The sequence below is a fragment of the Tessaracoccus yangjingae genome (assembly GCF_054483935.1).
In genome coordinates this window covers 2,653,876-2,677,406 of the sequence record NZ_CM137014.1, presented here as the reverse complement: position 1 = coordinate 2,677,406, position 23,531 = coordinate 2,653,876, and the positions used below count along the sequence as shown (strand labels likewise).

General features: G+C 70.9%; 18 protein-coding genes. 9 read left to right on the top strand and 9 right to left on the bottom strand.

The window, feature by feature from the left end; all coding sequences use genetic code 11:
- Window positions 1-62 precede the first annotated feature (62 nt).
- From ACX1D3_RS12040 to nudC, 3 genes are read left to right on the top strand one after another with little or no spacing between them, the layout of a single operon-like run.
- Window positions 63-3,158 (top strand): PD-(D/E)XK nuclease family protein, encoded by a 3,096-nt coding sequence (locus tag ACX1D3_RS12040; RefSeq protein ID WP_458994076.1) that lies wholly within the window; start codon window positions 63-65, stop codon window positions 3,156-3,158.
- Window positions 3,155-6,331, top strand: coding sequence for an ATP-dependent helicase (locus ACX1D3_RS12035; RefSeq protein WP_458994075.1), 3,177 nt, complete (start codon window positions 3,155-3,157; stop codon window positions 6,329-6,331). Before ACX1D3_RS12040 ends, ACX1D3_RS12035 begins: the two co-directional genes overlap by 4 nt.
- Window positions 6,328-7,161, top strand: coding sequence for an NAD(+) diphosphatase (gene nudC / locus ACX1D3_RS12030; protein WP_458994074.1), 834 nt, complete (start codon window positions 6,328-6,330; stop codon window positions 7,159-7,161). Before ACX1D3_RS12035 ends, nudC begins: the two co-directional genes overlap by 4 nt.
- Here the strand turns inward: nudC and ACX1D3_RS12025 are convergent.
- A complete protein-coding gene (locus ACX1D3_RS12025; RefSeq protein WP_458994073.1) occupies window positions 7,151-7,348 on the bottom strand; it encodes a DUF7455 domain-containing protein in 198 nt (65 codons plus the stop codon). The two genes, nudC and ACX1D3_RS12025, sit on opposite strands and share 11 nt — an antisense overlap.
- An 87-nt stretch (window positions 7,349-7,435) precedes the next feature.
- Here ACX1D3_RS12025 and ACX1D3_RS12020 point away from each other — a divergent pair, with 87 nt between their 5' ends.
- Window positions 7,436-9,514, top strand: a complete 2,079-nt coding sequence (locus tag ACX1D3_RS12020) for a DNA gyrase/topoisomerase IV subunit B (RefSeq protein WP_458994072.1) — start codon at window positions 7,436-7,438, stop codon at window positions 9,512-9,514.
- A gap of 9 nt (window positions 9,515-9,523) precedes the next feature.
- On the opposite strand, the gene ACX1D3_RS12015 is transcribed toward ACX1D3_RS12020, so the two are convergent.
- The 4 genes from ACX1D3_RS12015 to ACX1D3_RS12000 are packed head-to-tail and all read right to left on the bottom strand — an operon-like array spanning window position 9,524 to window position 14,105.
- Complete coding sequence (locus tag ACX1D3_RS12015; protein WP_458994071.1) at window positions 9,524-10,207, bottom strand: LutC/YkgG family protein; 684 nt, start codon at window positions 10,205-10,207, stop codon at window positions 9,524-9,526.
- The gene (locus ACX1D3_RS12010; protein ID WP_458994070.1) at window positions 10,171-11,646 is read right to left on the bottom strand and encodes a lactate utilization protein B; all 1,476 of its coding nucleotides are present in this window, start codon (window positions 11,644-11,646) and stop codon (window positions 10,171-10,173) included. The genes ACX1D3_RS12015 and ACX1D3_RS12010 overlap by 37 nt, the downstream gene beginning before the upstream one ends.
- Window positions 11,643-12,395, bottom strand: coding sequence for a (Fe-S)-binding protein (locus ACX1D3_RS12005; protein ID WP_458994069.1), 753 nt, complete (start codon window positions 12,393-12,395; stop codon window positions 11,643-11,645). The genes ACX1D3_RS12010 and ACX1D3_RS12005 overlap by 4 nt, the downstream gene beginning before the upstream one ends.
- 15 nt (window positions 12,396-12,410) lie before the next feature.
- Entirely contained in the window at window positions 12,411-14,105 is a 1,695-nt protein-coding gene (locus ACX1D3_RS12000) for an L-lactate permease (protein ID WP_458994068.1), read from the bottom strand.
- A gap of 104 nt (window positions 14,106-14,209) precedes the next feature.
- On the opposite strand from ACX1D3_RS12000, the gene ACX1D3_RS11995 reads away from it, so the two are divergent.
- A complete protein-coding gene (locus ACX1D3_RS11995) occupies window positions 14,210-14,893 on the top strand; it encodes a FadR/GntR family transcriptional regulator (protein ID WP_458994067.1) in 684 nt (227 codons plus the stop codon).
- Between the two features lie 71 nt (window positions 14,894-14,964).
- Here ACX1D3_RS11995 and ACX1D3_RS11990 read toward each other — a convergent pair whose 3' ends face one another.
- From ACX1D3_RS11990 to ACX1D3_RS11980, 3 genes are read right to left on the bottom strand one after another with little or no spacing between them, the layout of a single operon-like run.
- The gene (locus ACX1D3_RS11990) at window positions 14,965-15,456 is read right to left on the bottom strand and encodes a beta-class carbonic anhydrase (protein WP_458994066.1); all 492 of its coding nucleotides are present in this window, start codon (window positions 15,454-15,456) and stop codon (window positions 14,965-14,967) included.
- A 27-nt stretch (window positions 15,457-15,483) separates the two neighbouring features.
- Window positions 15,484-17,931, bottom strand: a complete 2,448-nt coding sequence (locus ACX1D3_RS11985) for a DNA gyrase/topoisomerase IV subunit A (RefSeq protein ID WP_458994065.1) — start codon at window positions 17,929-17,931, stop codon at window positions 15,484-15,486.
- A gap of 26 nt (window positions 17,932-17,957) precedes the next feature.
- On the bottom strand, window positions 17,958-18,986 hold the full coding sequence (locus tag ACX1D3_RS11980; RefSeq protein ID WP_458994064.1) for an App1 family protein phosphatidate phosphatase: 1,029 nt from the start codon (window positions 18,984-18,986) through the stop codon (window positions 17,958-17,960).
- A gap of 36 nt (window positions 18,987-19,022) precedes the next feature.
- Here ACX1D3_RS11980 and ACX1D3_RS11975 point away from each other — a divergent pair, with 36 nt between their 5' ends.
- The 4 genes from ACX1D3_RS11975 to ACX1D3_RS11960 are packed head-to-tail and all read left to right on the top strand — an operon-like array spanning window position 19,023 to window position 22,591.
- Window positions 19,023-19,586, top strand: coding sequence for a DUF5998 family protein (locus tag ACX1D3_RS11975; RefSeq protein WP_458994063.1), 564 nt, complete (start codon window positions 19,023-19,025; stop codon window positions 19,584-19,586).
- Window positions 19,586-20,707, top strand: a complete 1,122-nt coding sequence (locus ACX1D3_RS11970) for an alkaline phosphatase family protein (protein WP_458994062.1) — start codon at window positions 19,586-19,588, stop codon at window positions 20,705-20,707. Before ACX1D3_RS11975 ends, ACX1D3_RS11970 begins: the two co-directional genes overlap by 1 nt.
- Window positions 20,704-21,948: a glycosyltransferase family 4 protein gene (locus ACX1D3_RS11965; RefSeq protein ID WP_458994061.1), complete on the top strand. Its 1,245-nt coding sequence runs from the start codon at window positions 20,704-20,706 to the stop codon at window positions 21,946-21,948. The genes ACX1D3_RS11970 and ACX1D3_RS11965 overlap by 4 nt, the downstream gene beginning before the upstream one ends.
- Window positions 21,941-22,591, top strand: coding sequence for a thymidine kinase (locus tag ACX1D3_RS11960; protein ID WP_458994060.1), 651 nt, complete (start codon window positions 21,941-21,943; stop codon window positions 22,589-22,591). Before ACX1D3_RS11965 ends, ACX1D3_RS11960 begins: the two co-directional genes overlap by 8 nt.
- Window positions 22,592-22,598: 7 nt before the next feature.
- Here the strand turns inward: ACX1D3_RS11960 and sepH are convergent, their stop codons facing one another.
- Window positions 22,599-23,483, bottom strand: coding sequence for a septation protein SepH (gene sepH / locus ACX1D3_RS11955; protein WP_458994059.1), 885 nt, complete (start codon window positions 23,481-23,483; stop codon window positions 22,599-22,601).
- Window positions 23,484-23,531 lie beyond the last annotated feature (48 nt).

The window sequence follows — 23,531 nt, the reverse complement described above, 5'->3', positions numbered from 1 at the left end:
ACGGGGCCAGCTTGCCACGGCGCGGTGTGGAATTGTCGCAGCCAGCTGGTTGCATAGGACCCATGCACTACCGGGTCCTCCAGTCACCGCCGGCCGAGACGTTCGCGCTGAGCAGCGAGCAGAGCGCGGCTGCCGCGCCCTCGCGCGGGGTCTCCGTGGTGATCGGGGGGCCGGGCACCGGCAAGACGGCCGTCCTCGCGGCCGCGGCCGCCAACCGCGTCGCGGCCGGCAGCAGCCTGGAGCGGATCATCGTCCTGTCGCACTCGCGCGCAGCGGCGCAGCTGGTCAGGCGCCAGATCAGCCGCCGGCTGGACCGGGCCCAGACCTCCCCCCAGGTGACCACCGTCCACGGCCTCTCGCTCGGCCTCCTCAGGCGCTACTGGCCGCACGAGTCCAGCCCCTGGCGGCTGCTGCGGGCCCCCGAGCAGGAGCGGCGTATCCGGGAGCTGCTCGCGGGCATGCCCCAGGAAGCCTGGCCGGAGGAGGTCAGGCCAGCACTCGGCACCAGGGCCTTCTCGCGCCAGCTGCGCGAGGTCCTCGCCCGCACCCGGCAGCTGTCGATGGATCCCGAGCTGCTCGCCGCGCACGCCTCCGCCGCGGGCGACGAGCTCTTCGCGGCCACGGCCCGCTTCGTCGAGGAGTACCTCACCGTCGGGGACTTCTCGGGCACCCTGGACTACGCCGAGTTGGTGTACCGCAGCCGCCTGCTGCTCACCGAGCCCGGTGTCGCGGCAGGGGTCACCGCCGCGTTCGACGCGGTGCTCGTCGACGACGTGCACGAGGCGGATCCGGCCCAGATCGGCCTCCTGGCGGATCTGGCCGCGCTTGGCCTCCCCCTGCTCGCGCTGGGGGACCCGAGGCAGCGGATCGGCGGATTCCGCGGGGCCAGCCCCACGGCGCTGGCAGACCTGGCCGCCCTGCCTGGAGCCCGGATCACGGCGCTGGAGCGGGGCTTCCGAGCGTCGGTCTCCGTCGGCGCTTCCCTGGAGCTGCTGAGCGGGAGGATCGAGGCAAGGATGGCGCCCCCGTCGCCTGAGCCGCGGTCAGGTCAGGGGGAGGTGCGTGCCAGGGTCTTCGACGACGTGACCGCCGAGCTCGCGCATGTCGCGGCAGAGCTGCGCCAGGCCGTCGCCGTCGACGGATGCGCCTGGTCGGACCTCGCGGTCGTGGCGCGGGCCGGGCGTGCCCAGCTCAGCGCCGTCGCGAGCGAACTGGTCAGGCTGGGGGTTCCGGTGGACGTGTCGGGGGACGAGATCGCGCTCTCGGAGTACCCCGCCGTCGCCACTGTGCTGCTCGCCCTTGCGGTCTCCGCCCGGGCCACCGGCCCGGAGGCGGATGAGGCGCGCCTGCTCATGTCATCGCCGCTGTGCGGGCTCGACGGCGTGGCGCAGCGGCGCCTGGGCCGGGCCCTGCTCGCCCGCCATCGGAGCATGGGCACCTCCGTCGCGCTGCTCGGTCGCTGCCTCGCAGAGCCGGCGCTGCTCGACGGCATCGCGACGGAGGAGGCGGACGCCGGGCGGGCCCTGGCGGCGCTGCTGGCGGAGGTCCGTGCCGCCCTGGCGCGCGGCGCCGAGGTTCAGGAGGCGTTGTGGGCGCTGTGGGACGGCACGCCATGGCCCGCCCGGCTCAGGGAGCGGGCCCTGCGCGGATCCAGAAGGGCCAACGCGGACCTGGACGCCATCGTCGAGATCTTCGACCTGGCGGCCAGGCATGAGGACCTCCGTGGGGCGGCCGGCGCCGAGACGTTTCTGCGGGAGGTGTCTGGGCAGGAGATCCCGGCAGACACCGGGCGGGAGCTCACGGTGGGCGGGCGAGGTGTCAGGGTCGTCACCGCCCACCGGACACGCGGACTGGAATGGGAGCGGGTCTGGGTGGTCGGCGCGCAGGAGGGCCTCTGGCCGCGGCTCACCCGCCCCGGGCTGCTGCTGGACGCGGAGCGCGTGCGGGCCGACGAGTTGGCCCCGGCGGGATCGGCTCCTCAGCTGGCGGCAGAGCGCCGGCTCTTCTACGTGGCCTGTTCCCGGGCACGCCGTTCACTCCACGTCAGCGGGGTGCAGGGGATCGAGGGCGAGGGGGGCCGGCCGTCGAGGTTCCTGGCCGAGCTCGGCGTCGAGGTGGAGCGGATCTACGGCCGGCCGGACAGGCTGCTCTCCGTCGCGGCGCTCGTCGGCGATCTGCGCCGGGCGCTGGAGGACGAGGCCACCTCTCCAGGGCTTCGTCGAGCCGCGGCGCTCCGTCTCGCGGACCTCGCGGCGGTCGTCCAGCCCGAGGGCGCCGCAGCCTTCCCCGCTGCGGACCCGTCGCGCTGGTGGGGGATCGCCGGCAGCAGCTCCGGCTCGGCGGCACCGTCCGGGCCGGTGGTCATCACCGGCTCGTCGCTGGAGACGCTCCTGCAGTGCCCGCGGCGGTGGTTCCTGTCCAGGCGGGCGAAGGCAGACACGGGCAGGGTCTCCAAGGCCTCCGTCGGCGATGTGGTGCACCTCCTCGCCAAGCATGCCGCCACCGAGCACCTCACGGCGGAACAGATGCGGGCCAAGCTCGACGACGTCTGGGCACGGATCCCGTTCGAGACCGAGTGGCTCTCGGCCACCGAGCGCACCGAGATCGACCAGGCCGTCGAGAGGTTCGCCGCCTACCACAGCCACAACCCCAACGTGCTGCTGGCGGTCGAGCGCCGGTTCCGGGTGCCGGTCGAGATCGCCGGCCGCGAGGTGGTCCTGGACGGCACGGTGGACCGGCTGGAGCGCCAACCGGACGGGCGCCTCCGCGTCGTCGACGTGAAGACGGGGCGCCGGATACTCCGGGAGGCGGAGGTCGCCGACCATGCGCAGCTCGGCATCTACCAGCTCGCCGCGTCCCTGGGCGCCTTCGACGACCTCGCCCCCGGCGCCCGGGCGGTGGCGCCTCCGGCCCTGTTGTTCCTCCGCGACGGGGAGGCGCTGCCCACCCTCGTCGCGCAGCCGTCCATCGACGACGTCCCGGCGCTCCCCGGCGAGGACCTCTCTGTGGGACCCACCTGGGTGCACGACAGGATCGCCACCGGCGTGGACATCATCACCGACGGCAGGTTCGATGCCATGGAGTGCGACGCCTGCCGGTTCTGCGCCTTCGCCACGTCCTGCCCGGCGATGGGCCCGCGGACCGGAGCGCAGCGGTGAGCGTCGTTCCCCTCCGCCGGCGGCTGCTGTCCTCTCCTGAGCAGCTCATCGACGCGCTGCAGATCCCCTTCTCGCCGGAGCAGCTGGACGCGATCACCGCTCCGCTCGAGCCGGCCGTCATCATCGCCGGAGCAGGCAGCGGCAAGACCACGGTCATGGCGGCGCGTGTCGTGTGGCTGGTGGGCACCGGCCAGGTCCGCCCCGAGGAGGTCCTCGGGCTCACCTTCACCCGGAAGGCGGCCGCCGAGCTGGGCACGCGTGTCGCGGCGGCCCTGGAGAGGGCGGGTGTGCTCGCCGGGCTGGAGGGCGAGGGGGCGGAGCTCGTGATGACCTACGACTCGTTCGCGGCCCGGCTGGTCAGCGAGTTCGGGTTGAGGATCGGCATCGACCGGGATCCCGTGATGGTCACCGGCGCGAGTCGCTTCCGGCTCGCCACCCGTGTGGTGGCCAACGCCCCGGGGCCGTTCCACAGCATCAGCCGGCTGAGCCACCACTCCATCCCGGAGCGCGTGCTCGCGCTGGACGCGGAGATGCAGTCGCACCTTGTGTCGCCGGAGGATGTGCTGGCCGAGTGCGAGCGCGCCGAGCGCCGCTTCGCGGAGGCTCCGCTGTACCGCGGCAAGACCATGCGTGACGTGGAGAAGGCGCTGGACGCCACCGCCGAGCGGAGGGAGCTCCTGCAGCTGGTCGGCGCGTATCAGGAGCTCAAGCAGGGTCTGGGCGTGGTGGAGTTCGCCGACCAGCTCCGGGAGGCCGTGCGCCTCGTCACGAGTGTCCGCTCCGTTGGCGAGGAGCTCCGCAGGCGGTTCAGGGTGGTGCTGCTCGACGAGTACCAGGACACCTCGTCGGCCCAGGCGCGCCTCCTCCGCGAGCTGTTCACGGGCTCCCCGTTCGGCGATGCGATGGGGTTTCCGGTGACGGCCGTCGGAGACCCGTATCAGGCCATCTACGGGTGGCGGGGTGCCGCCTCCGGCAACATCCTCGAGTTCCCGATGCAGTTCCGCCGCAGCGACGGCGCCCCCGCCGCCCGCTACACGCTGAGCGTCAACCGGCGCAGCGGGCAGCGGATCCTGGACGTCGGCAACGCGCTCGCGCGGGACCTCGCCGCCGCTCCCGGAGAGAGTGGCGTCTCGCTGCGCGCCCCGGAGGGCGCCCCGCCGGGGATGGTGGCCGCGGCCACGTTCGACACGTTCCGCGACGAGGTGGACTGGATCGCGGAATCGGTGGTGGCCAGGCACGAGACGGGCACAGGCTGGGCTGAGCTGGCCATCCTGGTGCGCCGGAACGCTCTGCTCGCGCCGCTGTTCGAGGCGCTGCGCGAGCGTGACGTCCCCGTCGAGATCGTCGGGCTCGGGGGCCTGCTCGCGCTGCCGGAGATCGCCCCGATCGTGTCCACGCTCCGGGTGATCGACGATGTCGCGGCCAACTCGGCTGTCGCGGCCCTCCTGTCGGGGCCCCGCTGGCAGCTGGGACTCGCTGACCTGGAGCTGCTGGGGGAGCGGGCGAGGCGGCTGGCTGGGTCCCCCACGCCGCCGTCGGACATGGGCGAGGCACTGGTCCACGCCGTGACCCAGGCGGATCCCGGCGAGGCGGTGTGCCTGCTCGACGCGGTCGCCGATCCTGGCGACCTGCCGTTCAGCGAGGGCGCACGCGATCGCCTCAGGCGGTTCCACCAGGAGGTGGCCGAACTGAGGCGGCACTCGGCGGAGCCGGTGGCGGACCTGGTCACCCGGGTGATCGCAACCCTGGGCCTGGAGCCGGAGCTGATCGCCTCCGGTGCGGAGACGAGCCAGGTGGCCCGGTTCGTGGCAGAGGTGGCGGGCTACACCGACGTCGACGGAGACGGCAGCCTCAGCGGCCTGCTGGCATATCTCGACGCCGAGGAGGACTTCGGGGAGGGCCTTCAGCAGGCGGTGCCCAGCGAGGCGGACTCGGTCAAGCTCCTCACCGTCCACCGGGCCAAGGGCCTCGAGTGGGACACCGTGTTCCTCCCGAGCCTGGTGGACAAGGTGTTCCCGTCCGAGCCGAGGTCCGGGATCTGGCCCACGCGGGCCGAGACCCTCCCCGCGACGCTGCGCGGGGACTCGTCGAGCATCCCGCAGCTGCGCGAGTACACCAGGAACGGCCTGGCCGCCTACCGGGAGGCCAGCCGTGCGGACCATCGGCTGGCGGAGGACCGCCTGGCCTACGTGGCGGTCACCAGGGCGAAGCTGCTGCTGGTGGCCTCCAGCCACGTCTGGACGCCGGGCAACATCCGGCCGAGAACCGAATCGCCCTACTTCACCGTGCTGCGCGAGGCGGCCGAATCCGCGCAGTGCTATCTCGACGAGGCCACGCGCGGGACCGACACCAACCCGATGCCGGCCGTGCCCGCGCGCGCCGCGTGGCCGGCGGCGCTCGACGCGGACGTCGTCGCGTCCCGGGCCGCCGCCGCCGAGCTGGTGGCGCAAGCGGGTGCCCTGGTCGGTGCCGGCGAGGAGGAACGCACCGGGTGGGTGTGGGAGTCCGGGCTCCTCACCCCGGACGAGGAGGCGCGCATCTCGTCCTGGGACGAGAGCGCGCGGCACCTGGCCGCACTCGCGGGCAGGCGCGGGGGCCGAGAGGTGGCCCTGCCGGAGGGGCTCTCCGCCACGGCGCTGATGTCGCTGCGGAGGGACCCGTCGGGGTTCGCCGCCTCACTCCTGCGGCCGATGCCGAGGCCCCCGTCGATGGCGGCCAGGGTGGGCGACCGGTTCCATGCCTGGGTGCAGCAACGGTTCGAGCTCCCGGCGGCGCTGGACGAGGTCGAGGCTGAGCCCGCGGCGGACCCGGCCCAGCTGGGGCCGCTCATCGCCGCCTTCGAGGCGGGGCGTTTCGCCGATCTCGCGCCCGTCGGCGTCGAGGTGCCGTTCGTCATGTCGTGGGGCACGCAGGTCCTCCGTGGCCGGATCGACGCCGTCTACGGCTGGGAGCGCGAGGGGATGGACTACCTCGTCGTGGACTGGAAGACCTCAGACCGCCGGGCGGACCCGCTTCAGCTGGCCGTCTACCGCCAGGCCTGGGCACAGGCCCGGGGCGTGGACCCGTCGAGGGTTGGCGCGGCGTTCTACCATGTGCTGGCAGACCAGTTGCGCCTCGTGGAGGCCCCGGCCTCCCTGATCGACGATGCGCTGAAGGCGGGAGTGGAGACATGACGAACCACTGGAGCGTGCCGTCCGGGCTGGACCGCGCACCCGTCGCCCGCGCAGACGCGGACGTGGACGCCTCGTGGGCCTCGGCTGTCGTGCTCGAGGTGGACCCGGACGGAAACGTGTCGTCACGTGACGGGCGTCCCCTCCCGGTGCCCCGGCCGGGGCTCCGTCGCGCTGAGGACATCCTGCTCGGCTGGTTCCAGGGCCGGCCGTGGTTCGCCCGGCCCGCCGCGGTCATCGACGGCGAGACGCTCGGCTGGCGGGACGTGGACCCGGCGGACTACGACCCCCTCGCGGCCGCCGTCGCCCTCACCAGGTGGCACCTCCAGGCCCCGGCCTGCGAGCGCTGCGGGGCCGCGACGCGCCCAGACCAGGCGGGAGCGCGGCGGGCGTGCGATGCGTGCGGTGCCCTGGCCTTCCCCCGCATCGACCCGTGCGTCATCGTGGCCATCACCGACCCGCATGACCGGCTGCTCCTGGCCAGGCAGCGGCAGTGGCAGGCGCGGCGGGTCTCCATCGTCGCCGGGTTCATCGAGGCCGGCGAGTCGGCCGAGCAGGCGTGCCACCGCGAGGCCGGGGAGGAGGTCGGCGTGGTGCTGGAGCGGTTGGAGTACGTGTCCAGCCAGCCCTGGCCGATGCCGCGCTCGCTCATGCTCGGTTTCAACGGGCGGGCGGCAGACTCCCGGATACGCGTCGACGGCGACGAGATCGCTGAGGGCGCGTACTACACCCGCGCGGATCTCGCCGCCGCCGTCGAGTCCGGTGACGTCATGCTCCCGGGGAGGGCGTCGATCGCCCGCCACCTGATCGAGCGGTGGTTGGCTACCGGCTGAGCCTGTCCGTCTCGTCCTGGATCCTGCTGGCCACTTCGGTCAGCTTCTCCCGGTGCTGCGTCGCGTGGTGCGCGCAGAACAGCAACTCGCCACCGGAACGCAGGAAGACGCGGAGATATGCCTGCGCCCCGCAGCGATCGCAACGGTCGATCGCGGTGAGCGTCGGGTCCATGGTTACTTCAGTCATCGTGGGCTCCTCACCTTTCTGCTTCTTGGTAGTCAAACGTAGCGGGGCGTCACAATGTTCCCTCAACTGCGTGGGTAATCTGGGCCGGTGCAGACCCCGAAGAGCAAGCAGCCGCATTCCCGAGACTACGAGGCCAAGAATCTGCTGGTCCTCGAAGGGCTCGAGGCCGTCCGCAAGCGCCCTGCCATGTACATCGGCTCGACGGACACCCGGGGGCTCATGCACTGCCTGTGGGAGATCATCGACAACGCGGTGGACGAGGCGCTGTCCGGGTTCGGGGAAGCGATCCAGGTCACGCTGGGCGCGGACGGGTCCGTGGCGGTCACGGACCATGCCCGCGGCATCCCCGTCGACACGGAGCCGCGCACAGGCCTGTCCGGCGTCGAGGTGGTGTTCACCAAGCTCCACGCCGGGGGCAAGTTCGGCAACTCGTCCTACAACGCCACCGGAGGCCTGCACGGGGTGGGGGCGTCGGTGGTGAACGCCCTCAGCTCCAGGCTCGATGTGGACGTCGACCGCAACGGCGCCACCTGGTCGATGAGCTTCCGCCGCGGTGTCCCCGGGGTCTTCGACGGCGACGGCCCGGACGCGCCGTTCACGCCCGGGGGAGGCCTCCGCAAGTCGGGACGGGTGGCGAAGGGCACCACCGGCACCCGGGTCCGCTACTGGCCGGACCGGCAGATCTTCCTCGCAGACGCGGAACTCTCGCTCGCGCACCTCCATGACCGCGCACGGCAGACGGCCTTCCTGGTGCCCGGGTTGCGCATCGACGTCGACGACTCGCGCGACGGCGAGCCTGCGCGGGAGTCCTTCGTGCACGTCGGCGGGATCACCGAGTTCGCCGACTTCCTGGCCACCGATGCCCCGCTGACCGAGGTGATCCGGCTCCAGGGGCGGGACTCGTTCGTCGAGACGGTACCGATGCTCGACGAAGCCGGGGCCATGACGCCCACCGACGTGGAGCGTGATCTCGACGTCGACATCGCCGTCCGGTGGGGCACCGGCTACGACGCCCACGTCAAGTCGTTCGTCAACATCATCGCCACCCCGAAGGGCGGCACGCACGTCACCGGATTCGAGCGGGGCCTCACGCGCGCGTTCGTGAAGTCACTCGACGGCACCCGCCTCCTCAAGGCGGGCGAGGAGGTCCTCAAGGACGACTGCCTCGAGGGCCTCACCGCCGTCGTGACGGTGCGCCTGGCCGAGCCCCAGTTCGAGGGGCAGACCAAGGAGGTGCTCGGGACCCCGCCCGTGCAGAAGCTCGTGGCCGGGATCGTGGAGCGGGAGATGGGCGAGTTCCTCACCAGCACGAAGGCCGCCATCCGTCCCATCGCGCGCACTCTGATGGAGAAGGTCGTCAACGCCTCGCGCACGCGGGTGCAGGCGAGGGCGCACAAGGACAACCAGCGGCGCAAGAACGCACTGGAGTCCTCGGCCCTCCCGACGAAGCTGAAGGACTGCCGCTCCAACGCCGTGGACGCCACCGAGTTGTTCATCGTCGAGGGCGATTCCGCCCTCGGCACGGCCAACGTGGCCCGGAACTCGGAGTTCCAGGCGCTGCTGCCCATCCGCGGCAAGATCCTCAACGTGCAGAAGGCCTCGGTGGGCGCCATGCTCGAGAACGCCGAGTGCGCCTCCATCATCCAGGTCGTCGGCGCCGGGTCCGGCCGGACCTTCGACGTGGAGGCGGCCCGCTACGGCAAGGTGGTGTTCATGGCCGACGCGGACTCCGACGGGGCCCACATCCGCTGCCTGCTCGCCACCCTGTTCTTCCGCTACATGCGTCCCCTGGTGGAGGCGGGCCGGGTGTACTCGGCGGTGCCCCCTCTGCACCGGTTCGAGCTGATCAACCCGAAGCGGGGCTACGAGAAGTACATCTACACCTATTCGGACGCCGAGTACCAACGCAAGGCCGCTGAGTTGACCAAGCGCGGGCAGGCCTTCAAGGAGCCGCAGCGGTACAAGGGCCTGGGCGAGATGGACGCGGACCAGTTGGCGGACACCACGATGAGCCCCAGGCACCGCACCCTCCGGCGCCTCACCGTCGACGACGCGGCGGGCGCCGAGCGGGTGTTCGAGATGCTCATGGGCAACGAGGTGGCGCCCCGCAAGGAGTTCATCATCCAGGGTGCCTACGCCGTGGAGGCCGACCGCATCGACGCGTGACGCCCGGGCTCAGTCGACCAGCACCACCGACAGGTGGCGCGGGCCGTGCACCCCTTCGACCCGGCTGAGTTCGATGTCGCTCGTGGCGGATCCCCCGCTCAGCCAGGTCACAGGCCGGCGCGCACGCAGGGCGGGGGTCAGCCGCGCGATCCCCTCCGGAACGTCGCTGACCACCTGATCCGCCCGCACCACGCAGATGTGACGGTCGGGGAGCAGCGTCAAGGCACGCCGGCCCTGGCCCTCGGAGTGGTCCAGGGCGATGGTTCCCGAGTCGGCCATGCCCACCGCGCAGGTCGTGACCACGGCGTCGATCGTGTTGAGCTCGGCGTGGGTGAGCTGGGGATCGTCGCGATGGAGGATCATGCCCGCCGCGACGAGCGCTTCAGCCCACGGTCGGGGGAGACCGTCCGGCCACACGACGCTGGTGGCCCCGAGGTCCCTGAGGGCAGAGACGAGAGACTGACCCACCTGGGGTTCGGCGCACCGCACGACGACGGCCTTGTAGTCCTCCACCTTCTCCACGAAGTCCGCCAGGACGTCCGCGGTGGCCAGGGGCCTGCCGTAGGTCCAGTCCACGGGAACGTCGACCTCGGGTCTGGCCTCCGTCACGTCCGCGGTGGCCCTCCGTACCCGGCCGAGTACCTCGTCGCGCGCGCTCACTGCTCGTCTCCTTCGCGGTTCTGCTTCCACCATCGGCGGAAGGTCTGTGTGGGTGGCGCCTCGGTGTCGCGGGCGTCCAGCCAGCGGGAGGCGATCGGGATCGGCATCGGCCCGAGCCACCGCCCGTTGAACACCCGCCCGGCCAGGCGGCTGCCGGCCTGCGCTGCGGCGAGGTGGGACCCGTCGGACATCACCCAGCCGGCGCCCTTCATGAGCGCCTGCTCACCCGTCGGGTGTTTGGCCGTCTTGTGTTCGACCGCACGCCGGCGGAGGTGGACGAGGATGTCGGTGAAGGGGATGCGCACGGGGCACACGTCGTTGCAGGCCCCGCAGAGGGTTGAGGCGAACGGAAGAGCGCGATCGTTGGCGCTGTCCATCCCGCGGAGCTGGGGGCCCAGGACGGCCCCGATCGGGCCAGGGTACGGGGACCCGTAGGCGTGGCCGCCCACCCGCTCGTAGACGGGGCAGATGTTGAGGCAGGCGGAGCAGCGGATGCACCGCAGTGCGGCCCGGCCGTCGGGATCAGCCAGGGCGTTGGTGCGGCCGTTGTCGAGCAGGATCACGTGCAGGTCCTGGGGGCCGTCGCCCGGGGTGACGCCCGTCCAGAAGGAGGTGTAGGGATTCATGCGCTCACCGGTGGAGGATCTGGGGAGGAGTTTGAGGAAGACCTCCAGGTCCTGCAGCGTCGGGAGGACCTTCTCGATGCCCACCACCGAGACGAACGTCTCGGGCAGCGTGAGGCACATGCGTCCGTTGCCCTCGGATTCGACGATGACCAGGGTGCCGGTGTCGGCGATGATGAAGTTGCCGCCGGAGACCCCCATCCTGGCGCGGAGGAACTTCTCCCGCAGGTGGGCTCGGGCGGCGTTGGTGAGTTCGGTCGGATCGTCCGAGATCCCCTCGGGCGCGGGGACGCCGTAGCGCCCCATCTCCTCGGTGAAGATCTCCCGGACCTCGGACCGGTTCCGGTGGATCGCGGGCACGAGGATGTGACTGGGAAGGTCGTGGCCGAGCTGGACGATCAGCTCGGCCAGATCGGTCTCCCATGCCGCGATGCCCTCCGCCTCGAGGTGCTCGTTGAGGTCGATCTCCTGGGTGACCATCGACTTGATCTTCACCACCTCGTCCACGCCCTTGGCCTTGGCGAGGTCCGAGATGATCCGGTTCGCGTCGGCGGCGTCCCGGGCCCAGTGCACGGTGATCCCAGCCGCCGTCATGGCGGCCTCGGCCTGGAGGAGGTACTGCTCGAGGTGCCTGGCGACGCGGTCCTTGATCTGCGCGCCGGCGGTGCGCAGCTGTTCCCAGTTCTCCACCTCGGCCGCACGCAACACGCGCTTGTCTCGGATGGTTCCGGTGGCGTGGCGCAGGTTCTTGCGCTGCTCGGCGTTCTCCAACCCGGCCTTCGCGGCCTTCGGGAACGGCGGGATGCCGAGCCAGGAGCCGGGCTCCGGGGTGCGACGGATGGTGGTCATCGCTCTTCCTCCTCGGTGGTGGCCAGGATCTCGGCCAGGTGGATGGTCCTGATGCCCGCGCGCTGCCGGTGCAGCACCCCGCCGATGTTCATCAGGCAGGCGTGATCCCCGGCCACCAGGTACTCGGCGTCTGTGGAGCGGACGTGCCGGGCCTTGTCGGAGGCCATCGCCACCGAGACCTCGGGGTTCTTGACCGAGAAGGTGCCGCCGAAGCCGCAACACTGGTCGGCCTTGGGCAGATCGACGAGGTCGATGCCGCGGACGTTGCGCAGCAGCCGGAGCGGCCTGTCGCCGACCCTGGCCACGCGCATGGAGTGGCAGGTGGGATGGTAGGTGACCCGGTGGGGGAAGTAGGCGCCCACGTCCGTGAGGCCCAGGACATCGACGATGAACTCAGACAGTTCGTAGGTGCGGGCGGCCACTGCTGACGCCTCCGCCTCGAGACCCTTGTCGCGGGCGTGGCGTGCCAGCATCGCGTGCTGTTCGCGCACGGACCCGACGCAGGAGCCGGAGGGCGCCACGATGTAGTCGTAGCCGCCGAAGCTTGCGGCGTAGTTGCGCACCGTCGGGAGTGCCTCCTTCCAGTACCCGGTGTTGGTCATGATCTGTCCGCAGCAGGTCTGCCTGTCGGGGTAGGAGACCGTGCAGCCGAGCCTCTCGAGGAGCTTCACGGTGGCGATCGGGATCGACGGCTTCATCGTGTCTGTGATGCAGGTGGCGAACAGCGCGACATGGGGTGAGGTGGTCATCGTTGGGCCTTTCGATCAGGGGAGCAGCCAGCTGAGCACCGGCGTGGACATCAGGCCTGAGATCAGGCACAGGAGGGCGAGGAGGACGAAGCTCCACTTGATGATCCGACGCAGGATCACGGATTCGGCCCCGGGGATGCCGATCGAGGTGGCGGCGACGGTGAGCGACTGCGGTGAGATCATCTTGCCCACCACACCGCCGGCGGCGCTGGATCCGACGAGAAGCGCACGCATGTCGTCGGTGCCGAGGTGACTGCCGGGCCCGATCTCGGCGCCGACGCCGGACTGGAGGCCGGAGAACAGGATGTTGGCCGAGGTGTCGGACCCGGTGACGTAGACGCCGATCCAACCCAGGACCGGGGCGACGAAGGGGTAGGCCATGCCCGCTCCGGCGAAGAAGAGCCCGAGGGCCAGCGTCTGGCCGGAGTCTCCCATGACGTAGGCGAGAGCGACGACGGAGCCGATGGTCAGCATCGCGAAGCGCAGCTTCTTCACCTGTGCGGACAGGACGCCGAAGATCTGCGGGAGCGGCATGCGGTAGATGATGCCTGTGGCGATCGCCACCAGTGCCAGCAGGATGCCGGGCGTGGAGGCCCAGGCGAGCGTGTAGGTCTGGTGAGAGGCCGGCTCGCCCGCGACGTCGAGCATCCCGGACAGGCCCGGCCAGGCGATCCTGACGTCGGTGGAGACGAGGGCGGCCTTGACGGCGGGGAGGGCTGCGACGGCGAACACGATGATGACCAGGATGTAGGGCACCAGGGCCATGAGGATCCGGCGACCGGTCAGCGGCGTGGCGCCCTCGTCGGTGGCCATGGTGTGCGCCGCGTGGCCCTCGATCTCGGGGGCGAGCGGGATCCCGATGCGGCCCGTGGCGCTCTCGCCGCCGGTGGGATGCCAGAAGCGGAGGAAGGCGATGGCCACGCCCACGCTGACGACGGCGGCGAACACCTCGGTGAGGTTGTAGAGCGGTGTGGCCGACACGATCCACTTCGTCACGCCGAAGCTGATCCCCACCACAAGCCCGAAGGGCCACACCTCCCTGAGGCCGCGCCGGCCGTCCATGACTGCGAGCAGGAGGAAGGGCACGACGAGGCACAGGATGGCGGTGAGGCGGCCGGTGATGGGGGAGATGGCCAGGACATCGTCGAAGCCGCCCGCCTTGGCGGCCATCAGGACCGGCAGGCCCACGGCGCCGAAGGCCACCGGAACGGTGTTGGCCAGCAGGGCGGTCAGCGCGGAGCGGATGGGGGAGAAGCCGATGGCCACCAGCATCGCGGCGGTGATGGCGACGGGGGCACCGAAGCCCGCGAGCGCTTCGAGGAGTCCCCCGAACGAGAAGGCGATCAGCAGAGCGAGCACGCGCGGATCGTCGCTGATGAGGAAGAAGGTGCGGCGGAGGTCGTCGAAGCGGCCCGAGGCCACGGTGACCTCGTACATCCAGATGGCGGTCAGCAGGATCCACACGATGGGGAAGATGCCGTAGACGAAGCCGTGTGCGCTGGTGGCCAGGGCGGTGGTGACAGGCATGCCGAAGGCGGTGACCGCGACCAGGAACGCCAGCGCCCAGGAGAACGGGCCCGCGTGGTGCGCCCTCCAGCGAAGCAGCCCGAGGGTGACCAGCATCCCCGCGATCGGGACGGCCGCGACCAGGGCGGAGACCCATTGGGCGCCGAGAGGGTTCGTGTCGGGTTGGAAGGATTCCAAGAGCATGGGGTGAACTCCGTCGTTCATTTTGGTCAGACCTATTCGCCTGGTCTGACCATATGGAGTCCCCGGGTAAATGTCAATACGTTTCCATGCGACACAATGGGCCCATGACCACCGGAGGTTTCGAGACCGTGCTGGACTTCCTCACCGGCGAGATCCTCGCCGGACGGGTGGCCCGAGATTCGCGGCTGCCCAACGAGCGCGAGCTCGCGGCCCAGCTGGGCGCCAGCCGCAGCGCCGTGCGGGAGGCCATCAAGGTCCTGCAGGCGCAGGGCGTCATCACGTCGAACACCGGTCCCGGGCGTGGCACCCGGGTGGCCGCCAGCCAGGGCGCGGCCCTCGGGCGGATGCTCAAGCTCCACGTGGCGCTGGACGCCATCTCGTTCGACGAGCTCACCGAGACCCGGGTGGTGCTGGAGCGCGCCGCCGCCGAGGCAGCGGCGATCCACGGTCAGGAGGCCGCGGTCGAGGAGCTGCGGCTCATGTCGGCAGGGATGGTCGAGGTGACCGATGCCGCACTGTTCAACGAGCTCGACACCGCGTTCCATGTGGCGATCGCCGGCCTGGGGGCGAACCGGCTGATCCGCGACATGACGATCGCGATCCGTGAGGCGGTGGCCGCCCCCATCCTGAGCGCGGAGGCCCGGCTGGCGGAGTGGGAGGTGTTGCGCCGACGGCTGGTCGACGAGCACGCGCGCATCCACCGGGCGATCGCTGACCACGACGGTCCGGGCGCCGCAGACCTTTGTGAGGCGCACATCCGCGGCGCGCACCGGGTGCTGCTCCCCTAGGGGTGAGCAGCCGATCACCCACGCTCTGCCGGCGACCGGGACTGATCGGTGCGGTCACCCGCGACGGCGGGTCAGATGACCTGGGTCAGCCTGCCGGTGTCCACGTCGTACATGAAGCCGCCGACCTCCGCGTAGCCCTTGATGAGGGGGTGGCTCGCCACCATGTCCACATCGGCCTGCAGCCGTGCCTGCTGGTCCGGGTGGGCGCCGAACGAGATCCACGACGTGTCGTGGCCGGTCCGCTCCGCGATGGTGCGGCGGATGTCCGCGTCGGTGCCGGAGGCCATGGCGCACCGGGTGTGGGGCACGATCATGATCCGGGTCACATTCAGGAGCTGAGCGCTCAGCACGCAGCCCGTGAGCACCGACGTCGAGACGCGACCCCCGGGGGAGCGCAGGATCTTCGCGTCACCCAGCCGCAGCCCCAGCATGGCCAGGGGCTCGATCCGGGAGTCCATGCAGGTCACCATGGCGATGCCCGCCTTGGCGATGCCGTCGAAGCCGCCGTCGGTGAACGCGTCGGCGTAACGCTTGTTGTTGGCCAGCAGATCCTCGAAGCTCATGGGGCCTCCCTTCCGTCGGCGATGCTACTAGCTGTCGGCGTCCGACCGGCCGCGTCCCGCCAGCGCGGACACCGGCTGCGTGAGCGGGGTGCCCGATCCGTCACGGCGGCCGTGCGCCGCCGGGAGCTCGACGGGGGACCCGCTCGCCGCGGCCGCGACCATGGGAGCGGGGCCGATGGCGGCCATCAGCAGCGTGTCCTCACCCCGGAGGAACCGGTGGGCGCGGACGCCCGCGGTGGCGCGTCCCTTGGCCGGGAACTCGCTCATGGCGGTCACCTTGGCCAGGCCCGTCTCGGTGCCCGGGAGGGAACTCGACGACCCGGAGATGGTGACCGCCTCGTCGGCGTCGGGATCCACGGCGCCGAACCAGATGACGCGCGCGCCGGGCGACAGCTTGATGCCCGCCATGCCTCCACCGGCTCGTCCCTGGGGCCGAACGCCGGAGGCGGGGAAGTGCAGCAGTTGGGCGTCGGAGGTGACGAACGCCAGGTGGGCATGATCGTCGCCCAACTCCACCGCGCCCACCACCTCGTCGCCCGGCTTCAGCGCGATCACGTCCCAGGCGTCCTTGGCGAGGTTCTCGGGGTTGACGCGCTTCACCACGCCCTGGGCGGTGCCCAGGGCAAGGCCCGGGGACCCGTCCGCGAGCGAGGTCAGCCCCAACGGCCGTTCCCCGGCCGCCAGCGGCCAGAGCTCGTGCGCAAGGCTGCCGCCCTGGAGGCTGGGTGCCGCGGCGGTGAGGGGAACCGTCGGCAGCTCGATCGCGCGGCACCGGATCAGCCGGCCACGGTTGGTCAGCACGCCGAACTCGCCGTGGGCGGTGGTCCTCACCCGCGCCACCACCACGTCGTGCGCGGATCTGCCGTCGGCCGGCAGAGCGTGATCCGAATCGGTCCGGGCCACGAGCCCCGAGCCGCTCAGCAGCACCCAGCAGGGATCGTCGGCCATCTCCAGTGGGGCACGCGCCGCGGTGGGTACGCCGGACGAGGCCAGCAGCACCGTTCGACGGGGCGTGCCGAACTGGCGCCCCACCTCAGCCAGCTCGCCGCTCACGACACGGCGCAGGACGGCGTCGTCGTCGATGATCTCCCGCAGCCCGGCGATGGTCTCGGCCAGACCGGCCGCCTCCTTCTCCAGCTCGATGGTGGAGAACTTCGTCAGCCTGCGCAGCTGCATGTCGAGGATGTAGGTGGCCTGGGTCTCGGTGAGGTCGAACGCCCCGATCAGCCTGGCCCGAGCCTCCGCGGCGTCCTCGGACGAGCGGATGATCGCGATGACGTCGTCGATGTCGGCGATGGCCATCATCAGCCCGCGCACCAGGTGCAGGCGGTCCTCAGCCTTCCTGAGCTGGAACTGCGATCGCCGCAGCGTCACGGTGAGGCGATGATCCAGGAAGACCTCGAGCATCTGCTTGAGGCTCAGGGTGCTGGGCTGCCCCTCCACGAGCGCCACCGCGTTGATGGCGAAGGTGTCCTCCAGCTTGGTCACCTTGAACAGCTGCTCCAGCAGCGCCTCGGGGTTGATGCCGTTCTTGACCTCGATCACGAGCCGGGTGCCGTTGGCGAGGTCCGTCAGGTCCTTGACATCGGCGATCCCGGTGAGCTTCTTGTCGTCGACGCCCTTCTTGATCTGCTCGATGATCTTCTCGGGACCCACCATGTAGGGCAGTTCGGTGCACACGATGCCCATCCGACGGGGCGAGACCTTCTCGATCCGTGTGGTGGCCCTCAGTTTCAGGGTTCCTCTGCCGGTGGCGTAGGCGTCGCGGACGCCGTCGAGGCCGACGATCTTGCCGCCGGTGGGGAAGTCAGGGCCGGGGATGTGACGCATGAGGTCGTCGAGCCCGATGGCGGGGTTGCGGATCAGCTGCTGCAGCGCCGCGACCACCTCGACCAGGTTGTGGGGGGCGATGTTGGTGGCCATGCCCACCGCGATGCCGGCGGCGCCGTTGACCAGCAGGTTGGGGAACGCGGCGGGGAGGACCACCGGCTCCGACTCCTTGCCGTCGTAGTTGGGCTTGAAGTCGACGGTGTCCTCGTCGAGCCCCCTGGTCATGGCCACCGCCGGGGTGGCCATGCGGCACTCCGTGTAGCGCATGGCGGCGGGACCCGCGTCGAGCGAGCCGAAGTTGCCGTGCCCGTCGATGAGCGGCAGGCGCATCGACCACGGCTGCGCCACGCGCACCAGCGCGTCGTAGATGGCGGTGTCGCCGTGGGGGTGCAGCACGCCCATGACCTGCCCCACGACGCGGGCGCACTTGACGTGGCCACGGTCAGGACGGATGCCCATGTCGTCCATGGAGAACAGGATGCGCCGCTGGACGGGCTTCAGGCCGTCCCGGGCATCCGGGAGGGCCCTGGAGTAGATGACGGAGTAGGCGTACTCGAGGAAGCTGGTCTCCATCTCCTCGGTGACGTCGACGTCGAGGATGTGTTCCTCCTCGTTGACTTCGTCGTCGATCGTCGACCTGGCCATCCTGGCCGCCTCCTTGCTCGGGGTCCTTACAGCAACCCGCGCAGCTTATCGCCCAATCCGTCACCGTCAGGGGCACGCACCTCCACCGCCGTGTCCGGCTCCCACCGGTCCTCGGTGGCAGGTACCTCCATCGGCAGGCCGTGGGCAAGGGCGTGCTCGCCGGGCGTGAGCTGACGGATGGCCCGCGCCCGGACGTGCTCGGGCTGCAGGGAGGCGAACTCCGCGTAGAGGTCCGGGTCGTGCTGCCCGTCGTCGCCGACGAGCAGCCACTTGATGTGCGGGAGGTCGCGAGCCAGCTCGCGCAGGCAGCGCCGCTTGTGGTCGGTGCCGCTGCGGAACCAGCCGGTATTGGTCGGCCCCCAGTCGGTGAGAAGCATCGCGCCCTGGGGGACGCCGTGGCGTGCCGTGAAGCGCTGGATCATCGGGTAGGTGTTCCAGGCCCCCGTCGACACGAAGATGATGGGAGATCCCGGGTTGGCCGCCAGGAGCTGCTGGTAGAGCCGGGCCATTCCGGGCACGGCCTGGCGGGCCTGCTCGGTCAGGACGAACGAGTTCCACGCCGCCACGAGGGGCCGGGGCAGCCAGGTGGACAAGATGGTGTCGTCGATGTCGCTGACGATCCCGAAGTCCACGTCGTCGGCGATCACCTGGACGCTGGCGAGCGCGGACGATCCGCCCTCACCCTCCAGCGTCACCGAATGCCATCCGGGTGGGAGCCCCGGATTGCGGACCCGCACGTCGATGTAGCCTCCGCGATCGGCGCGCACCGGGATCCGGACGTCCCCGATGACCACCGACACGCTGGCACCCACCCTGGGCGCGTTGAGGAAGTTGCGCCACCCCCGGCGGTAGATCAGGGCTGAGGCTGCCTGGATGATCCCGAGGTCCGCCGACGGCCTCAGGACCACCCTGCCGAGGATCCGCAGCTGCTCCGATGTGCCGTAGCCGGTGAACGCCAGGATGGACTCCTGCCATCCCCGGCGCTGCAGCGCGCGGTTGACCAACCAGTTGATCCGATCCTCGATGCGGGCGGCGATGAAGGGGCGGGAGGGCATGAGCCCAAACGTAGTGCAACGTGCCAGAATGGGCAGGTGCCTGAGTCTGTCGAGAGTGTGAAGACCCTGCCGCCGCGGCTCATGGCCGAGATCGCCGAATGCAGCTTCTATCCGAGCCTGGTGGCGGAGACCGTCGGCCTGGGGCTGGGGGAGCGGGAGGTGCTGGACCATCTGGTGCAGCACGAGGCCACCTTCGCCGGCCACGAGCTGCATCGGCACATGACGGTGCTGGTCCGCACCGAGCGGCAACTCCTCATCTGTCACATCGACGAAGGTGAGGGCAACCGCACCGAGGCCGTCGCCACCACCGAGATCGTGGCCCTCCGCGCGATCGACTCGGTGGTCCTGACGCGGGCCCTGCAGGATCCCGAGAACCGCTCGGGACTCAGCGAGGCCTGGCTGACGATCGTCTGGGGTGCGGCCCGCCGTGTCGATCTCGGCCCCGCCGGCTGCGACGACCCGGCCTGCGAGGCCGACCACGGCTACACGGGTGTCATCCAGCCCGACGACCTCACGGTGCGCATGAGCCCTCAGGCGGACGGCGACAACGCCAGGCGGCTCGTCGCCTTCGGCACGCGCCTCCAGGCGGTCGTCGGTTGATGCGGTCGGACTTCGTCGAGCCCCGGTACGAGGATCTCGCGCTGGCCAACCTCCTCCCCAGCGTCATGGCCGCGCTGGACGGCGGTGTGCCGGTGATCGGCCTGCCGCGCGCCGCGAAGTACGTCGTGCTGCTGGTCGACGGCCTGGGCTGGCATCAGCTCCTCGAGCACGCGGACCACGCCGACACCATGGGCGGGCTCACGCGCGGCGCGTCCCGGCTCACCTGCTCGGTGCCGTCCACCACGGCCACCTCGCTCACCTCCCTCGGCTGCGGCGTGCCCACCGGCGAGCACGGCATCACCGGCTACACCTTCTTCGAGCCCACCGTCTCCCGGGTCATCAATGCCCTCACCTGGGAGGGCGGCCCCGAGGATCTCGGCACCTTCGCGCAGACCCCGACGCTCTTCCAGAGGCTGGCCACGGCCGGTCGCCCCTCGGCCGCGGTCACGCTCGGCCGGTTCGCCGGGAGCGCGCTGACCAACCTGGCCTTCAGCGGCAGCACCCTGTACCCGGTCGGCAGGGAGGGGGACCCCGACGAGTTCGCCGGCCTGGTGGTGGAGGCGCTCGGGCAGGCCGACGTCGTCTACTGCTACGAGCGGATGCTCGATCACGACGGGCACGGGCACGGCGTGGGGTCCTGGCAGTGGCTGGACCGCCTCGCCATGGTCGACGATCTCGTCGCGCACCTCGTCGAGCAGCTCCCGCGGGACACGTGCCTGATCGTCACGGGTGACCACGGCATGATCAACGTTCCGGGCGCGTCGCGCATCGTCGCGGAGGACGAGCCGCGCCTCTCGGGGTACTCGTTCCTGGGCGGGGAGCCCCGATTCCGGCACGTCTACGGCGACGACGCGCGAGCGTTGGCCTGGGCGTGGGAGAGCGTCCTGGGGGAGAGGGCGCACGTGCTGCGGCGCGAGGAGGCCGTCGAGGCCGGCTGGTTCGGGCCGCAGGTCACCGGGTTGAGCGCGGCCAGGATCGGCGACGTCGTGGCCGCGATGACCGCCGACTTCGCGGTGATGAGCCAGCGCACGCCCGGCGAGTTCTCGCTGGTCGGCATGCACGGATCCCTCACGGCGGCCGAGATGGAGGTCCCGCTCCTCATCCACGGCGGTGAGCGGTGAGGCTGCGGATCGCGATCCTCATCGACGACTTCTACCCCGCCTCCGGCGGCATCGGGCGCTCGGTTGAGACCCAGCTCGAGGAGCTCACCGCGCTGGGTCACGAGGTCACCCTGATCGCGCCGGACCGCCACCTCCAGAAGCCGCGCCGTGGCCGCATCATCGAGTGCCCCACCGTCTACATGGAGGGACTGCCCGCTCATCTGAGCGTGCTCCACTGGTCGCTGCGGCGTGCTCGGTTGATCAGCGACATCGCCACGTTCGACGTCGTGCACACGCAGACCGAGCGCGGCGCGCTGATTCTGGGGGCCAAGATCGCCCGGCTGCAGGGGGTGCCGCACCTGCACACGTTCCACGCCAACATCGCCGGCACCCACCAGACGGTGCGCGGCTCGGTCTTCGGCACCCTCGGCTACCAGGCGCTGATCCTGCCGGCGCTGCGCCGCGTCCGTGGCGGGCCCCCCACCTCGGCCAGGCTCCCTGCCGCAGTGCGGGAGACCGGTGGGCTGGCTGCCCGGACGGACTGGATGTCCTTCGCGACGATCGCCCAGATGGTCGACGGATACGTGGTGCCGTCGCCGTTCATGAGCGAGCTGATCGACGAGGCGGCCGGCCGTCACCTCAACGGGTACGTGGTGCCCACCGGATACAACCGACGGATGAAGCGCGCCATCGACGAGACGCCGCGTGAGCGCGACGACGACGCCGTCCGCTTCCTGTCGGTGGGCCGGCTGGCGAAGGAGAAGCGCCTCGACGTGCTCATCAAGGCGTTCCGTCGCGCCAACATCCCCAACGGGGAGCTGGTGATCGTCGGCGACGGTGATCAGAGGGACCAGCTTCGGGCCTTGGCGAAGGGCTGCGACGCGATCGACTTCCGCTGGCACCTCGCCTCCACGAGTGCGCTGGCCTACGAGTTCCGCAACGCCGACGCCCTGGTGCTGAGCTCCTACCGGTTCGACTCGCAGGCGCTGGTGATCGCGGAGGCGGTGTCGGCGGGCCTGCCGGTCATGTACTGCGACGACCGGCTCACCGTGGGGCTGTCCCCGCAGAGCTCGCTGCTGACCGGCCCGGACGTCGCGTCGATGGCGGCGGGCCTGCGCACCCTGACGGATCCTCAGACCAGGGCCTCCATGGCTGCCGCGACGGCAGATCTCATGGCGGACCTGGCCCCGGAGCGCACAGCCGAGCGGTACGTGGCCGCCTATACCGACCTCATCGAGCGAAAGGCGGGGCGGCGTGGCTGAACTCGTGTTCCACACCGGGCCCATGGATTGTGGGAAGTCGACGCTGGCCCTGCAGCTGGACTACACCCAGTCCACGCACGGCAGGCAGGGGCGGGTGTTCACCTCCCAGGACCGCGCAGGGGAGGGCGTCATCGCCTCTCGCCTGGGGCTGAGCGCCCCGGCACTGGAGGTGGATGAGGGCTTCGACTTCTGGCGCTACATCATCGCCGAGCTCACCAGCGGCAAGCGTGTGGACTACATCATCTGCGACGAGGCCCAGTTCTACAGCTCCGGCCATATCGACCAGCTCGCCCGGATCGTCGACGAGCTGCAGCTCGACGTCTACGCCTTCGGGATCCTGTCGGACTTCCGCACCAGGCTCTTCCCGGGGTCGCAGCGGCTCATCGAGCTGGCCGACCGGGTGGAGTCGCTCCCTCTCGGGCCGCTCTGCTGGTGCGGGGCACGCGGAACCCACAACGCCCGCACGGTGGACGGCCTGATGGTCACCGAGGGATCGCAGGTGGTGGTCGGTGACACCGCGGAGGGTGGAGAGGTGCGCTACGAGGTGCTGTGCCGGGCGCACCACCGCCGCAGGGTGACCGCGCGGAAGGCCAAGGCGACCCTCTCCCCGGATCCCCTCCCCTTCGATCCGGCCGACTTCTAGCGCCGGTCTAGGGCGTGGGGGTGGGGCCGCCGAACATGATCTCGTCCCAGGTGGGGATCTTGGCCCGGCGCCTGCGTGGCCGCGGCTTCTTCGGCTCGTCCCCGGCCTCGACCAGGGGCTCCTGCGTGGGCTCGGCCACCTCGTCAGGGGTGGCGGCGACGCCGTCGGCCTGTTCCGCGGACACCGGGATCGCGGCGTCCTCCAGCTCCTCGTCCGCCGACTCGCTGCCCTGCGGCTCCGGCACCGCGTCCTCGTCGAGGATTCCGGTGTAGATCCGCACCGAGTCCTCGCTGATGCCGCTCAGCATGTCGTAGAGCCGGTCCAGTTGAGAGGTGTCCTCGTTGCCGTCGTGCATGAGCTCGGAGGCGGGGACGTCGTCGCCGGGGGCGCCCGGCTCGGGGGCGGAGATGGCCCGCACCAGCGCCATCTCGTCCTTGAAGTCGACGGTGTTCTCCTCGTCCGCGCGGCCGTCCGGCGACTCCTCGCCGATCATCCAGCGGGCGTCGGCGTTGTGGGCGACGGAGAAGCGCGCCTTCGGGTCGAAGATGAACTCGGCGGAACGGGTCTCGGCCTCGAGGGCGAGCAGGCCCAGGACCCGCCACTTGAGGTCCGGCTGACGCCAGGCGTCCCACTCGATCGAGTCGGCGTCGATCCCGCGGGACCGCAGCCGCTGCCCGATGAGGTCCCCCAGCCGGCGGTGGGTCCCGGCTTCACCACGCCGCCGGACCGTGGCGGTCTGGGCTGACTGCGCCATGTGTTCGCGCTCTGCCAGCACCGGCCCGGCGAACGCCTCGATGCGCTCGAGATCCATGCCCGTCTCCTCGGCGACCTCGGCGACGGAGGCGCCCGAGCGTATCCGTAGCTGGATCTCGCGGGGGGTCAGAGCATTCACGTTGTTCCTCGTCCGGTCGGGTTCCTTCGGGCAAACTTACCAGCGCGC

Coding starts and splice junctions, on each gene's coding strand:
- ACX1D3_RS12005 (WP_458994069.1), bottom strand. CDS start 12,395: ATGACCACCTCACCCCATGTCGCGCTGTTCGCCACCTGCATCACAGAC.
- nudC (WP_458994074.1), top strand. CDS start 6,328: ATGACGAACCACTGGAGCGTGCCGTCCGGGCTGGACCGCGCACCCGTC.
- ACX1D3_RS12040 (WP_458994076.1), top strand. CDS start 63: ATGCACTACCGGGTCCTCCAGTCACCGCCGGCCGAGACGTTCGCGCTG.
- ACX1D3_RS12025 (WP_458994073.1), bottom strand. CDS start 7,348: ATGACTGAAGTAACCATGGACCCGACGCTCACCGCGATCGACCGTTGC.
- ACX1D3_RS12010 (WP_458994070.1), bottom strand. CDS start 11,646: ATGACCACCATCCGTCGCACCCCGGAGCCCGGCTCCTGGCTCGGCATC.
- ACX1D3_RS11995 (WP_458994067.1), top strand. CDS start 14,210: ATGACCACCGGAGGTTTCGAGACCGTGCTGGACTTCCTCACCGGCGAG.
- ACX1D3_RS11980 (WP_458994064.1), bottom strand. CDS start 18,986: ATGCCCTCCCGCCCCTTCATCGCCGCCCGCATCGAGGATCGGATCAAC.
- ACX1D3_RS12000 (WP_458994068.1), bottom strand. CDS start 14,105: ATGCTCTTGGAATCCTTCCAACCCGACACGAACCCTCTCGGCGCCCAA.
- ACX1D3_RS11985 (WP_458994065.1), bottom strand. CDS start 17,931: ATGGCCAGGTCGACGATCGACGACGAAGTCAACGAGGAGGAACACATC.
- ACX1D3_RS11990 (WP_458994066.1), bottom strand. CDS start 15,456: ATGAGCTTCGAGGATCTGCTGGCCAACAACAAGCGTTACGCCGACGCG.
- ACX1D3_RS11970 (WP_458994062.1), top strand. CDS start 19,586: ATGCGGTCGGACTTCGTCGAGCCCCGGTACGAGGATCTCGCGCTGGCC.
- ACX1D3_RS12015 (WP_458994071.1), bottom strand. CDS start 10,207: ATGGTGGAAGCAGAACCGCGAAGGAGACGAGCAGTGAGCGCGCGCGAC.